This window comes from Kitasatospora sp. NPDC048545, assembly GCF_040651155.1.
Lineage (GTDB): Bacteria > Actinomycetota > Actinomycetes > Streptomycetales > Streptomycetaceae > Kitasatospora.
Genome location: NZ_JBEZIQ010000044.1, coordinates 27,030 through 40,702 on the forward strand (window position 1 = coordinate 27,030; position 13,673 = coordinate 40,702).

The 13,673-nt window shown below is 73.9% G+C and carries 9 protein-coding genes; all 9 read left to right on the forward strand.

Annotated features, from left to right (window positions below):
* The first annotated feature begins 414 nt into the window (after window positions 1–414).
* Entirely contained in the window at window positions 415–2,859 is a 2,445-nt protein-coding gene (locus AB0D10_RS32760; RefSeq protein ID WP_360262600.1) for an amino acid adenylation domain-containing protein, read from the forward strand.
* Window positions 2,856–4,157: an ATP-grasp domain-containing protein gene (locus AB0D10_RS32765; RefSeq protein WP_360262601.1), complete on the forward strand. Its 1,302-nt coding sequence runs from the start codon at window positions 2,856–2,858 to the stop codon at window positions 4,155–4,157. The genes AB0D10_RS32760 and AB0D10_RS32765 overlap by 4 nt, the downstream gene beginning before the upstream one ends.
* Window positions 4,154–6,151, forward strand: a complete 1,998-nt coding sequence (locus AB0D10_RS32770) for a hypothetical protein (RefSeq protein ID WP_360262602.1) — start codon at window positions 4,154–4,156, stop codon at window positions 6,149–6,151. The genes AB0D10_RS32765 and AB0D10_RS32770 overlap by 4 nt, the downstream gene beginning before the upstream one ends.
* A gap of 306 nt (window positions 6,152–6,457) precedes the next feature.
* A complete protein-coding gene (locus AB0D10_RS32775; RefSeq protein WP_360262603.1) occupies window positions 6,458–6,676 on the forward strand; it encodes an MbtH family protein in 219 nt (72 codons plus the stop codon).
* 44 nt (window positions 6,677–6,720) lie between these two features.
* Window positions 6,721–8,445, forward strand: a complete 1,725-nt coding sequence (locus AB0D10_RS32780) for a condensation domain-containing protein (RefSeq protein WP_360262604.1) — start codon at window positions 6,721–6,723, stop codon at window positions 8,443–8,445.
* 2 nt (window positions 8,446–8,447) lie between these two features.
* Entirely contained in the window at window positions 8,448–10,109 is a 1,662-nt protein-coding gene (locus AB0D10_RS32785; RefSeq protein WP_360262605.1) for an amino acid adenylation domain-containing protein, read from the forward strand.
* On the forward strand, window positions 10,078–11,652 hold the full coding sequence (locus AB0D10_RS32790) for a carbamoyltransferase C-terminal domain-containing protein (RefSeq protein WP_360262606.1): 1,575 nt from the start codon (window positions 10,078–10,080) through the stop codon (window positions 11,650–11,652). Before AB0D10_RS32785 ends, AB0D10_RS32790 begins: the two co-directional genes overlap by 32 nt.
* Before the next feature lie 222 nt (window positions 11,653–11,874).
* Window positions 11,875–12,711: a hypothetical protein gene (locus AB0D10_RS32795; RefSeq protein ID WP_360262607.1), complete on the forward strand. Its 837-nt coding sequence runs from the start codon at window positions 11,875–11,877 to the stop codon at window positions 12,709–12,711.
* 16 nt (window positions 12,712–12,727) lie between these two features.
* Window positions 12,728–13,627: a 3-oxoacyl-[acyl-carrier-protein] synthase III C-terminal domain-containing protein gene (locus AB0D10_RS32800; RefSeq protein WP_360262608.1), complete on the forward strand. Its 900-nt coding sequence runs from the start codon at window positions 12,728–12,730 to the stop codon at window positions 13,625–13,627.
* Window positions 13,628–13,673 lie beyond the last annotated feature (46 nt).

A 13,673-nucleotide genomic window follows, 5' to 3' on the forward strand; every position in this document is an offset into this window, starting at 1 on the left:
GGATCGAGCGGCGGGGGTGCGGTGCACGCCGATGGAATTCGCGGGGGAATTCCCCTATGCTCGCCGTTTCCGCCCGCAGGTGAAGGGCGCCCGGCCGGTCCGGTCGGCAGCGGCACGGCAGTGGCCCCGGACGGCGTGCGCGACCTCGTCCGTGCAACTGCCAGCGGCTGTCAGTTGTCCGCCCGCCGGTGGAAATGGGCCGGCCTTGACGAATGTCCGGGCCCTCGCCGTTACTTGCTTCCGGCCGATGCTCACCCCCTCGTACCGCTCCCCGGCCGTTCCGACGTTCCGGCCCGGAGGAAGTCGTCGCCCGACCCGCGGTTCCAGCGAGGTGATGCGGTGCGGTGTGCGGGTGCCGAGTCCCCTCCGGCGCGCCCCGGTCCCCGACTCGACACGTGAAGGAGCCCCATGGCCATGGCCGACCGCCCCGACCCCGCGACGACCGGGAGCACCGTCCGGCTGCCCGACGGACTGACCGAGGGGCTCGCGGACCTGAGCCGGGTGCACGACGTTCCGCCGGAGGTGACGCTGCTCGCCGCGTACGCGGTGCTCGCCCTGCGGCACGGCGGCGAACCGGACCCGACGGTGACGGTGAGCGCGGGCGAGCCGGCCCGCACCGGCGCCCACCGCCTGGACCTGACCGGTGATCCGTCCTTCGCCGGGCTGCTGGCACGGCTGCGTGAGCAGGCCCCGCTCGGGCCCGTCGACCCGACCGCTGACCTGCGGATCGAGCTGCGCCCCGGCCTCGGGACGGCCGTCGACCCGAGCCGGCCGCCCGCACTGACCGTCCTGCGGACACCGGACGGCCCGCGCACCCGGATCGGCCACCACCCGGCCGAGGCCGAGCGCTGGACGGCGCGCTGGCACACCCTGCTGGCCGGCGTCGTCGCCGATCCGGACACACCGGTCGGGCGGACACCGGTGCTGCCGCGCGCCGAACTGGACCTGCTGCTCGGAGAGTGGTGCCGCACGGGTTCCTCGGCACCCGCCGCCGCCCTGGTGCACCGGCTGGTGGAGGCCTGGGCGGAGCGGACGCCCGAGGCCGTCGCACTGGTGCAGGCCGGGCGCTCGCTCAGCTACGCCGAACTGAACGCCCGGGCCAACCGGTTGGCCCACTGGCTGCGCGAGCGGCAGGTCGGGCCGGAGGTCGCGGTGGCGCTCTACGGCGGCTCCACCGTCGCGATGCTCACCGGCATGCTGGCCGTGCTCAAAGCGGGCGGCTACTACGTGCCGCTGGACGTCGCCGCGCCGCCCGCCCGCACCGCCGAGGCCCTGGCCGAATGCGCGCCCCGGCTGGTGCTCACCGAGGCCCCGCACACTGCCGCGCTGACGGCGCCGGCCGCCGGCCGGGAGGTCCACGACCTGGCCGCGTGCGACCTCGCCGGCCGCCCGGCCGGCAATCCCGACCTCGCCGTGCACGGCGAGGACCTCGCCTACCTGATGCACACCTCGGGCTCCACCGGCCGCCCCAAGGGCGTGGCCATGCCGCACCGTGCGCTGGTCCGGATCCTCGACTGGTACGTCACCGCGACCGCGATCGAACCCGGGGCGCACGTCCTGCAGTTCAGCGCCCTCAGCTTCGACGCGTCGTTCTGCGAGATCTTCGGTGCCTGGCACGCCGGCGCCCGACTCGTCCTCCTGCCCGACGAGGCCGTCCGGCGCGACCCCGAGGCACTGCTCGACCTGCTGGAGCACGAGGCGATCGAACACCTGGAGGCGCCCTACTCCGGACTGCTCAACATCGCGCACTGGGCGGCCCGCCCGGACGGGCGCCGGGCCACCCGGCTGCGCACCGTCGTCACCGGCGGCGAGCAACTGGTGATGGCCCCCGACCTGGTGCGGTGGCTGGAGCAGATGCCCGGCTGCGTGCTGCGCAACGGCTACGGCCCCTCGGAGACCAGCGTGGCCACCACGCACTGGCTGCGCGGGAACCCGGCCGACTGGCCGCAGCTGCCGTCGATCGGACGCCCCATCACGGACGCCTCGGTGTACCTGCTCGACGAGGCGCTCCAGCCGACCCCGACCGGCGTGATCGGGGAGCTGTACGTCGGCGGGCCGATCGTCGCCCGCGGCTACGCCGGCCGGCCCGCGTTGACCGCCGAACGCTTCGTCGCCGACCCGTTCGGTCCGGAACCCGGCAGCCGGATGTACCGGACCGGCGACCTGGCCCGCCACCGGCCGGACGGCTCGCTGGAGTTCCTGGGCCGGGCCGACCACCAGGTGAAGATCCGCGGGCACCGGGTCGAGCCGGGCGAGGTCGAGGCGCGGCTGCTGGAGCACCCGCTGGTCGGTGAGGTCGCGGTCACCGTGCGCGAGGACGGCACCGGCCGCAGCCTGGTCGGGCACGTCGTCGCCCGGGACCCGGCCCGCACCCCCACCCCGCAGGAGCTGCGGGCGCACGCGGCCCGGCTCCTGCCCGCGCACATGGTGCCCGCCCGCTTCGTCCTGCGGTCCGCGCTGCCGCTCACCCCGACCGGGAAGCTGGACCGGGTCGCCCTGACGGTGCCCGAGCAGGCCGCCCAGCCCGATCAGGCCGCGCAGCCCGAGCAGGCCCCGGCGACTGCGGAAGCGGCGGGACCGACGGCCGCAGGGTCGGAGCCGCCCGTCGGAACGGCCGGGCCGTCCGGGACGGCCGCCGCGCTGCTCGGCATCTGGCAGGAGGTCCTGGCGATCCCGCAGATCGAGGTCACCGACGACTTCTTCGACCTCGGTGGCCACTCCCTGCTGGCCACCCGGGTCATCTCCAAGGTCCGCACCGCGCTGGGCAAGCGGGTCCTGATCGGCGACATCTTCGAATGTCCGACGGTCGAGCTGCTGGCGGCCCGGATCGACCGCACGGCAGCCCGGGGGGCGAAGTGAGCCGGCCCGTCGTCGTCATCGTCGAGCCCTACTCCTCGGGCAACATGTACGCGCCCGCGCTGCGCCGGGCCGGCTTCTCGCCCTGCGGGGTCACCCTGCGCTCGGCCGCCCCACTGGCCGCCTCGTTCCGGGCCGAGGACTTCGACCACCACCTGGAGTACGGCGCCGACGACGCCGCACCGATCACCCCCGGGCTGCTCGACCCGGTACTGGACCGGCTGCGCGAGCTGGCACCCGTCGCGATCCTCCCGGGCGAGCAGCACGGCGTACGGCTCGCCGACCGGCTCGCCGCCGAACTCACCCCGGACCGCGCCAACCGGCCCGAACTCGCCGCCGCCCGCTGGCACAAGGGCGAGATGTACGCCGCCGTGGCCGCCGCCGGGCTGCCCGTCGTCGAGACGCTCTGCGTCCGCGACCCGCGGGAGGCCGCCGACTGGCTGCGCGACCGGGGGCTGGAGGGGCGGGACCTCGTGGTCAAGCCCGCGAACGCGTCCGGCACCGACGGCGTGACCAGGCACCCGGGAGGGGCGGGCTGGCGCGAGGCCGTCACCGGCCTGGCCGGCTCGGTGAGCCGGCACGGCATCCGGCTGACCGACGTGGTCCTCCAGGAGTACGTCACCGGCGTCGAGTACGCCGTCGACACCTTCAGCCACGACGGCGTGCACACCGTGACCGACATCGTCCGGTACCGAAAGCACTCGGCCGACGGCCGGATGGCGATCTACGAGAGCATGGAGTTCGTGCCCCACGACGCGCCGGGCCACGACGAACTCCTGCGGTACACCCGACAGGTGCTGGACGCCCTCGGCGTACGGTTCGGCGTCGCGCACACCGAGGTCATGGTCACCGACCGCGGGCCGCTGCTGATGGAGGTCAACGCCCGGCCGCCGGGCGGCGCGCAGCCGTGGGCCTGCCAGCTGGCCACCGGTGACAACCTGATCGAGCGTGCGGTGCGCCACCTGGCCGGGGACGGCGCCGTCCGCCTCGACTACTCCCTGGAGATGACCGTCCTGGTGGTCTTCTTCTCGGTCCGCTCGGCCGGTCCGATCAGCGGGATCGACGGCCTGAACGCCATCACCGAACTGCCCAGTTGCTGCCACCTCAAGGTCAACGTCAAGGACGGCGACGAGGTGCCGGAGACCCTGGACCTGATGGACGCGCACAAACTCGGCGTGGCGGTGCTCGCCGACCCCGACCCGGCCCGGGTCGCCGCCGACCACCTGGAGGTGCGGCGGATCGCCTCCCGGGTCGGGCGGCCCGGCGGGTTGACCGTCGACACGGCGGCGGTGGCACCATGACCGTCGGCCCGCCGTTCTCGGCCCACCCCGGCCTCGCCTCCTACCTCGACGCGCTGCGGGACCGGGCGCGGATCCCGGTGTACGGGGCGGCGGACGACCGGACCGCCGCACTCACCGAACTCACCGCCCCCGCCCGGCCGTCAAACGATCCGGCACCGCCCGGTCCGGTCGGCGGGGTGCTGGTGCTCGCACCGCCCGGTTCGGCCGCCGCCCCGGTGGCAGCGGCGCTCGCGGAACGCGTCGGAGGGACGTTCACCACCGGCGCGCCCGGCGGGGCGTCCACCCCCGGGCGCGGCGACGTGGACCACGTCGTGCTGGTCGCGCTCGCCGCCGAACTGTCGCTCGGACCGGTGCTCGACACCCTCGACGCGACGGCGGCGCTCCGCCGCGAGGGCCGGGGCGAGGCGGCGCTCGGCGTCGTGCTCGGCCGGGACCTGGGCGAGTTGAGCCGACTGATCGCGAAGGGGCTCGGCAGCGGCCTGCGGACACCACCGGACCACCCGCAGCTCTGCGTCGCCCCGTGGGGCGGTCGGCAGCGGGACGACACGCCCGGTGTGCACTGGGTGACGGGTCCCGACGCGCGCGCCGAGGTGGTGGCACCGCTGCTGACCGGGCGGCGGCACGGACTGGTCTCCTTCGCCGTCGCCGGGCGCGAGCACGGCCTCGTCCTCTCCGACACCGTGGTCTGCGGCGCCGTCGGCGACCGGACGGCCGGGCGGGCCCCGGCGCCCGCCGGTGCGCCGAGCTGTGCCTTCACCGGACAGTGCTTCCGCCCGGGGGTGGACGCGGCCGGGGTCGTCCTGGCCCGGGAGGTCCGCGCCGACGTCGTCCTCGCCAACAGCTGCATGTCCTGGCGGCCCGGCCACGGCCTGGTGGCCGCCGACTACCAGCTGACCAACGCGTTCGCGCACGGCACCGCGGCGGCCTTCATCGGGGCCGTGCACCGGATGGTTCCGGACGTCGGCCTGAACCGCCTCGCCCACCGGGCCGCGGCGGCCGGGGCCGACGTGGGCCGGCTCGGCGTCCTGCTGAACCGGCGGGCCGCCGGCCGGGAGGTGCCGCACTACCTGGTGCTCGGCCTGCCGTGGGTGGTGCCGGTCCCCGGGGCCGGTCCGGTCCGGCTGGAGGACCTCGACGCGCTGGTCGGCGAGCCCGTCCCGCCCCCGGGCGGCCCGGCCGCCGCGACCCAGGACGACCGGACCAGGGCCCGGCTGCGGCAGGCGGGCCGGGCGATCCGGGCCCTGCGCGAGCTTCCGCTGGCCGGGCTGCTGCCGGCCGACGGCCTGCCGGAGCTCGACGCCCGGGTCAGCACGGCGGTGGCCGTGCTCAAGGGGGATCCGTCGGTCCTGGCGACCGACGCCGACGGCGACGGCGACCCGGTGGAGCGGCTGCTGGAGCAGGTGGCCGAGGCGGAGTACGGCGTCGCGTTCGACCTGTACGACTTCGGACAGGTCAGCGAGTCCTCCCTGAACGAGGTCTGGGAGGACTTCCTGGAGACGACGGCCGTTCCCGGCACTGCGCGCTGCCCGTACTGCGGGGGGCCGACGGCCACCGTGACGGGTCGGCACCCGGCCCACCCCGGGCTGGAGCGCGCGGTCCTGGCCTGCCACACCTGCGGCCCGGTGCTCGACCTCCCCACCGGTTCGCCGGTCCGCGACATCAGCATCGACTGCCCGCCGGTCTGGCGGAGTCCGGGGACGGTGACGGTCGAGGTGACGGTTACGGCAGTCGACGGGGCGGTGGAGGTTCTTCCGGCGGCGGTGCTGGTCCAGGTCGCCAGGGGAGCCGCCCACGGTCTGGCGGTGCCGGAGCCGCAGCGGCTCCGGCTGGTGCCCGGGAGCCCGCTCCTGGTCCGGGCCGAGGTCGAGGTGGCGGAGGACGCCTTCGCGCACCCCGAGCACGCCGTTCGGGCCGTCGTGGTGGCCGGTGGCCGGGTCCACAGCGCCACGCGTCCGGTCGCCGTCCGTCCGGTCGCCGTCCCGCCGCCGGCCTGACCGGGCGGTGGGACGACCGGGGTGGCCGGCAGGCGACCGGACGGTCGGCGACCGGGCGGTGACCGGGAATTCGGTCCGGGAATTCGGTCCGGCAATCCGGGTCGGCGATCCGGGTCGGCGATTCGAGGAAGTCCGGAAAGGCCTTGCGGTGCCGTGCAACTGACAGGGCGTCGCGGTTGAACGGTGTCGTCCGAGGCGTCGGGAAATGCTTGTGCACGCCCGGTCCGGTCGGATGTAGTGGTCGAGATGCCGGGGCGGCCCCGAGGCGATACCGACGGGGAACGCGGCACGCGGAAAGGTGGAGAATTGAACCCGTTCGACGACCCTGAGGCCTCCTTCGTGGTCCTGGTCAACGAGGTGGGGCAGCATTCGCTCTGGCCCGAGTTCCGCGACGCGCCCACGGGCTGGCGGATCGCCCGGCAGAAGGCGAACCGCGCGGAATGCCTCGCATTCATCGAGAGGAACTGGCAGGACCTGCGGCCGCCAGGCCCGGTCGGGAAGCCGTCGGTGGCCCCGACCGCCTGATGTCGGCTGCGGGCTGCCTCGACCCGGCAGCAGAAGGAGGGGAAATGGCTGCGGTGCCGCTGTCGTTCGGACAGGAGCGGTTCTGGTTCCTGAACCAGGTCGAGGGCTTCTCGGCCGCCCACAACTCGGCGGAGGCGTTCCGGTTGTCCGGTCCGCTGGACGCCGGGGCGTTGGAGGCGGCGCTCGGGGACGTGGTGGTTCGGCACGAGATCCTGCGCACGGTGTTCCCGCTGGTCGACGGCGACCCGTCCCAGTGGGTGCTGCCCGCGGCGGAGGGCCGCCCGGCCCTGGTGGTGACGGAATCGAGCGAGCCGGACGTGCGGGCGCGGGTGGCCGAAGCCGCCGGCCGGGGCTTCGACCTGACGGCGGACCGGCCGCTGCGCGCGTGGCTGTTCGCCGTGGGGCCGCAGGAGCACGTGCTGCTGCTGGTGTTCCACCACATCGTGTGGGACGCCTGGTCGGCCGGACCGTTCTGGGGGGACCTGGCCCGGGCTTACGAGGCCCGGCTGGCCGGTGACGAGCCGCAGTGGTCCCCGCTCCCGGTCCAGTACCGGGACTACGCGGTGTGGCAGCGCGCGGCGCTCGGCGACGAGGACGACCCACAGAGCGCCCTGACCGGACTGCTGACCCACTGGTGCGGTGAACTGGCCGGACTGCCTGAGGAGTTGGAGCTCCCGGTGGACCGCCCGCGGCCGCCGGTGCCCAGCCGGGTGCTCGGCACCGTCCCGTTCCGGATCGAGGCCGGACTGCACGGTCGCCTCCAGGAGACCGCGCGGGAGGGCGAGGCGACCCTGTTCATGGTGCTGCACGCCGCCGTCGCCGCACTGCTGACCCGGTTGGGAGCCGGCCCGGACATCCCGGTGGGCACCCAGGTGGCCGACCGCGGTGACGACGCGCTGAACGACCTGGTCGGCTTCTTCGTGAACACCCTGGTGCTGCGCGCCGACACCTCCGGCGACCCGAGCTTCCGCGCACTGCTGCGCCGGGTCCGGGACACCGACCTCGCCGCGTTCGAACGGCAGGAACTGCCCTTCGAGAAGCTGGTGCACGCGCTCAACCCGCAACGGTCGGTCGACCGCCACCCGCTCCACCAGGTCTCGATCGCGTTCGGCGACGGCGTGGAGAACACGCTGCGGCTGAAGGACGTGCGCTCCCGCCACGAGAGCATCGACACGGACAGCGGGACGCTGGACCTCGTCTTCGACCTGAACCCGACCCGCACCGCGACCGGCGGCCCGGGCGGCATCGACGGCACCCTGGCCTTCGCGGTGGACCTCTTCGACCGGGCGACCGCGCAGCGGCTGGCCCACGGCCTGGTGCTGCTGCTGGAAGCCGTGGCCGCGGACCCCGATGCACCGATCGGCCGGGCCGACCTGCGCTTCCCGTTCGACCGGGCCCGGGCCGTGCACCGGCCGAGCGGACTCGAACGGGCTGCCGTCCCACGGTCGCGGGAGCCTGCCCGGACGGCGGACCGGGCCCGGACGCCGCTGGAGGAGACCCTGTGCGGGCTGTTCGCCGAGGTGCTCAAGCGGACGCCGGTCGCGGTCGACGACGACTTCTTCCTGCTCGGCGGGCACTCCCTGGCGGCCACCCGGCTGGTCAGCCGGATCCGTTCGGTACTGGGAGTCAGGTTCGGCGTCCGGGAGTTCTTCGACGAACCCACGGTGACCGGGGTCGCCCGTCGGCTCGGCGACTCGGACCGCACGGACCCGCTGCCGCCGATCTCCCGCCGGTCCGCAGCCCCGGGCAGCACCGGCCGGGACGCGTAGCGGTGAGCGTCGACACCGGACCCCGTACCGGACCCGACACCCCGCCCGATACCGGACCCGACACCTCGCCCGACACCGGACCCGCCGCCGGCGCGCCGCACCGGCGGACCCGGGCAGCGGCCGCGCGGTGCCTGCACGAGGTCTTCGAGGAGTGGGCCGCCGCCGCGCCCGGCGCCCTGGCGGTGGCGTATGCGGAGGAGCGGCTCAGCTACGGCGAGCTGGACGCACGGGCGGACCGGCTGGCCCGACGACTGGCGGACGCCGGCGTACGGCGCGGTGCGCTGGTCGGCGTCCACCTGGACCGAGGCGCCGGGATGGTCGTGGCGATCCTGGCCGCACTGAAGGCCGGCGCCGGCTACCTGATGCTGGACCGGGCCTTCCCGGTGGAGCGGCTGCGTGCCATGGCCGAGGACGCGGCGCCCGCCGTGGTCGTCGCCCGCACGGCGGCGGACGCGGCCCGCCTCGGCACCCCGGCGGGCTTCGTCCCGCTGACCGGCCCCGGCCCGGCGCTGCCCCGCGGCGCCGTCCGCGCCGGACCGGAGGACGCCGCCTGTGTGATCTTCACGTCCGGCTCGACCGGCCGGCCCAAGGCGGTGTCCGCCCCGCACCGCGCGATCGTCGGCACCGTCCTCGGGCAGCGGTACACCCGGTTCGGCCCGGAGACCGTCTGGCTGCAGTGCGCGCCGGTCTCCTGGGACGCGTTCGCGCTGGAGCTCTGGGGGCCGCTGCTCACCGGCGGCGCCTGCGTGATCCATCCGGGCAGCCCCGATCCGCTCCGGATGGCACAGCTCGTCGCGACCCACGGCATCACCACGATGAACCTGCCGACCGTCCTGTTCCACGTGATCGCGGACACCGCTCCGGAGACCTTCGCGAACCTTCGGGACCTCCTGGTCGGCGGCGAGGCGCTCTCGCCCGACCTCGCCGCGCACGTGCTCCGGGAGTACCCGCAGCTGCGCCTCGTCAACGGCTACGGACCGGTCGAGTGCATGGTCTTCGTGACGACGCACCGGGTCACCGCCGACAGCGCCGCCCGGCCCTCGGTGCCGATCGGCCACCGCCTGGCCGGCAAGCACGTCCGCGTGCTGGACGAGCGGCTGCGGCCGGTCGCCGACGGGGAGGCCGGTGAGCTGTACGCCGCGGGGGAGGGGCTCGCCCACGGCTACCTGGGCCGGCCCGGACCGACGGCCGAACGGTTCGTCGCCGACCCCTTCGGGCCGCCGGGCAGCCGGATGTACCGCACCGGCGACCTGGTGCGCAGGGCGGGCGACGGTGCGCTGGAGTTCGTCGGCAGGGTGGACGAGCAGGTGAAGATCCGCGGCGTCCGGGTCGATCTCGCCGAGGTCGAGTCCGTCCTGGCGGCGCATCCGGAGGTCGGCGAAGCAGCCGTCGTCGCCGCGCAGGACAAGCACGAAGACCGTTTTCTGGTGGCATATATGACGGTTCGTCATCGAATGGGGAAAGGGGTGTCCGAGCGTGACCTACGCGCCTATGCGGCCGGAAGAATGCCTGATTTCATGGTGCCGTCCCGATTCGTGATCGTGGACTCGTTCCCCCGGACACACAACGGAAAGCTCGATCGCACGGCCCTGGTCGAACGCGAAGCAGGCAGACCGCACGGAGGTGGGCAGGATGCTGATTCTGGGATTCAAAGAAGGTCATGACGGTGCGATCGCCGCGATCGAGGACGGCCGGCTGCTGTTCTCCCTGGAAGCGGAGAAGGACTCCTTCCCGCGCTACGACCGGCTGACCGCCGAGGTGCTGCTGCTCGCCGCGGAACGGCTCGGCCGGATCCCCGACGCGCTGGCGGTCGGAGGCTGGGTCAAGGGTGCGTTCTCCGTCGAACCACCCTCCAGGACGGGCTACTTCGGGGTGGGCCCGGGCTCGGTCTCGGACCAGGCCGGGACGTTCTTCGGCCAGGAGGTCCGGGTCTTCTCGTCGACGCACGAGCGGTCCCACATCATGACCGCGCTCGGCCTCTCCTCCTTCCGGCCCGGCCGGCCCTGCTACTGCCTGGTCTGGGAGGGGAACATCGGCTCCTTCTACCTGGTCGACGAGCGCGGCGAGGTCACCCACCTGCGCCACGTGCTGGCCGACCCCGGGAACAAGTACGCCTACCTGTTCGCCCTCGCCGATCCGCGCTTCCCGGCGGACAAGGGACTGCTCCGCCTCCAGGACGCCGGCAAGCAGATGGCCCTGACGGGCTTCGCGCAGCCGGGTGGCACGACCCGGGCCGAGCAGGAACTGATCGACTTCATCCTGGACCAGGACCAGATCATCCTGAACCTGGCCAAGGGCGACATGACCTGGACGCCGTTCCACAACATCGGCGTGGAGTCCCAGGAGTACAGGAACCTGGCGGCCAAACTCTCGGACGCGATCTTCGACCGGTTCCACGAGTACGCCGCAAAGGAACTCACCGAGGGCTACCCGCTGTTGATATCCGGAGGGTGCGCGCTCAACTGCGAGTGGAACCGCCGCTGGCGCGAATGCGGTCTCTTCCCCGAGGTGTTCGTGCCGCCCTGTCCGAACGACAGCGGCTCCGCGCTCGGCACCGCGATCGACGCGCAGCTCCACTACACCGGCTCGGCCGCGGTCTCCTGGGACGTCTACGCCGGGGACGCCTTCGTCGAGGACGCGGCCTTCGACCCGGCCGCGTACGACGTGCGGCCGCTGGACTTCGCCGAGGTGGCCCGCTTCCTGGCCGACGGCCGGGTGATCGCCTGGGCGCAGGGCCGTTGGGAGATGGGGCCGCGCGCGCTCGGAAACCGGTCCGTCCTGGCCGCGCCCTTCAGCACCGACACGACGACCCGGCTCAACCGGATCAAGCAGCGCGAGGGGTACCGGCCGATCGCCCCGATCTGCCTGGAGGAGGACGCCGACCGCTGGTTCAGCGGCTCGATCCCCGACCCGTACATGCTCTACTTCAGCCAGGTGCGGTCCGAGGAACTGCGGGCCGTCACCCACGTCGACGGGACCGCGCGAGCCCAGACGGTGACCCCGGAACAGAACCCGGAGATGGCCCGACTGCTCGGCGCCTTCCGCGACCTGACCGGATTCAGCGTGCTGTGCAACACCTCGCTCAACTTCTCCGGTCGCGGTTTCATCAACCGGACCAGCGACCTGATCCGGTACGGCGAGGAGCACGGCCTGGACGGCTACGTCGTGGGCGACACCTTCGCCGTCCGGCGGAGGCCGAGCGCGTGAGGGGGCTCCCGTGCTGACCGGCACCGGCGCGCCCACCGCGCCCGCACCGAGCCGCCCCCGCCGTGCCGGACATCCCGGCCGTGCGGGACATCCCCGCCGTGCCGAACACCCCAGCCGTGCCGAACACCCCAGCCACTGCGAACGCCCCGCACACTGCGACCCTGCCGAGCACCTCGGCGCTGCCGAACGCTCCAGCCACGCCAACGGGAAGGCGGTTCCCTCGTGAGTCCAGCACCGCGTCAAGTCGCCGGTTTCCAGGCGGATCCGGAGTTCTTCCGCTTGGAGGAACGGACCGAGTTCGACCCCGGGCCGGTCCTGGAGGTGTTGCGCGGACAGCGGCTCGGCGTGATCTTCCGCAACGTGATACCGGACGGGGCGCAGAAGGAGTCGGTCGCCCGGTTCTGGTCCAGCCCGGCGCGCCGGCACCGCGAGGGGGAGCCCTCGCACTACATCGGCTCCTACCACTGGAACAAGTCGACCGAGACCTACCTCGTCGAGACCGGCGAGGTCGCGGCGCACGTCCGCGAGGTGCTCGACGTGCCCGACTCGCCCTGGCAGAGCTTCCGTTCGGGACTGTCGGCGGAACTCGCCCGGCACGGCGCCGTGCTGCGGATCGCCGAGCACCAAGGTGCGGAGGCCTGCCCGGCGCTGATCCGGGCCTGGGACAAGGAGGGAAGTTTCGCCCTCGAACCCCACGAGGACGAGGCGCAGTGCGCCGATCCGCGGCAGGCCGGGTTCGAGATCCAGGGCGTGCGCGACCACGAGGTCTGCGCGGTCAACATGTGCGTCGAGCACGAGGAGGGCGGACGGCTGGTGATCTGGAACATCCGCCCGGACGACGAGAGCCGGCGCCGCCTGGGCATCGAGCACACCGGGTTCTCCTACCCGGCCGACACCCTCACCGGGTTCGACGAGCTGCGCATCGACGTCGAACGCGGCGACGTGTACGTCTTCAACGGCGCCTTCGTGCACGCGGTGGACACCAGCAAGGGGAACCGGACCAACCTGTCCTTCCTGATGGGGTTCATCGACGACCGCACCGTGGTCTCGTGGACGTGACCTCCGGCGGCGGCCGATGACCGTCCTCCACCTCTCCGCCATCGCCTACGTGCACGGCGAACGCCGCCCGATCGCCGAACTGTCCGGACGGCTGGACCCCGAACTGCTCGACCCGGCGAGCGGCCTGTCCTGGTACCGGGCCGACGACCGGGACATCTGGCGGCTCGCCGCGGCGGCCGCCGCCCGCACCGTCGAGACCGCCGCCGAACCGCCCGACCTGCTGGTCTACGTGACGGAGAACGACCACGGGAGCAGCGACTCGCTGTCCCGGCTGGTGTGCGAGCTCGGCCTGCCCGACATCCGGTACCTGCGGGTCTCCGGGCACGACTGCGGCAACCTCGGCCCGGCGCTGCACCTCGCCGCCCAGGCGCTCGCCTCCGGGGAGCACCACCGGGTGCTCCTCCTGCTGGCCGACCGGGTACTGGACGGCGACCGCAGCCAGGCCGACACGCTCTCCGTGGTCAGCGACGGTGCGGCCGCCTGCCTGGTCACCGTCGAGGATCCGGGGCCGGGCGGCGTGCGGTTCGCGGTGCACGGCGTCTCCACGGTCACCGGGGCCGTGGCCGGCGCCGGGGGCGCCGCCGGCGACCGGATCCTGGCCACCGTCGCACTGGCCGTGGCGGGCACGGGGGAGATCGCGCGGCGGACCGGACGCGCGGTGGAGGACTTCGACCACCTCCTCTTCCCCAACTACCGCACCGTCGCGCAGCAGTTCCTCTGCTCGGCCATGGGCGTGCCGCTCGACCGCCTGCTGGCCGGCCCGGTGGCCGAGTTCGGGCACTGCTTCTCCGCGGACAGCCTGGTGTCCCTGGCCCACTGCGCCGACCGCGGTGAGATCCGGCCCGGAGCGCACGTCCTGGCCTTCGGCGACGGCCCCAGCTCCTGGTCGTCGCTGGCCGTCGAGCGGCTCGGCTGACCCCCGGACCGGCCCCACCTCAGAACGAACGATCGTAGGGAATCAC

Coding starts and splice junctions, on each gene's coding strand:
- AB0D10_RS32760 (WP_360262600.1), top strand. CDS start 415: ATGGCCGACCGCCCCGACCCCGCGACGACCGGGAGCACCGTCCGGCTG.
- AB0D10_RS32770 (WP_360262602.1), top strand. CDS start 4,154: ATGACCGTCGGCCCGCCGTTCTCGGCCCACCCCGGCCTCGCCTCCTAC.
- AB0D10_RS32780 (WP_360262604.1), top strand. CDS start 6,721: ATGGCTGCGGTGCCGCTGTCGTTCGGACAGGAGCGGTTCTGGTTCCTG.
- AB0D10_RS32790 (WP_360262606.1), top strand. CDS start 10,078: ATGCTGATTCTGGGATTCAAAGAAGGTCATGACGGTGCGATCGCCGCG.
- AB0D10_RS32800 (WP_360262608.1), top strand. CDS start 12,728: ATGACCGTCCTCCACCTCTCCGCCATCGCCTACGTGCACGGCGAACGC.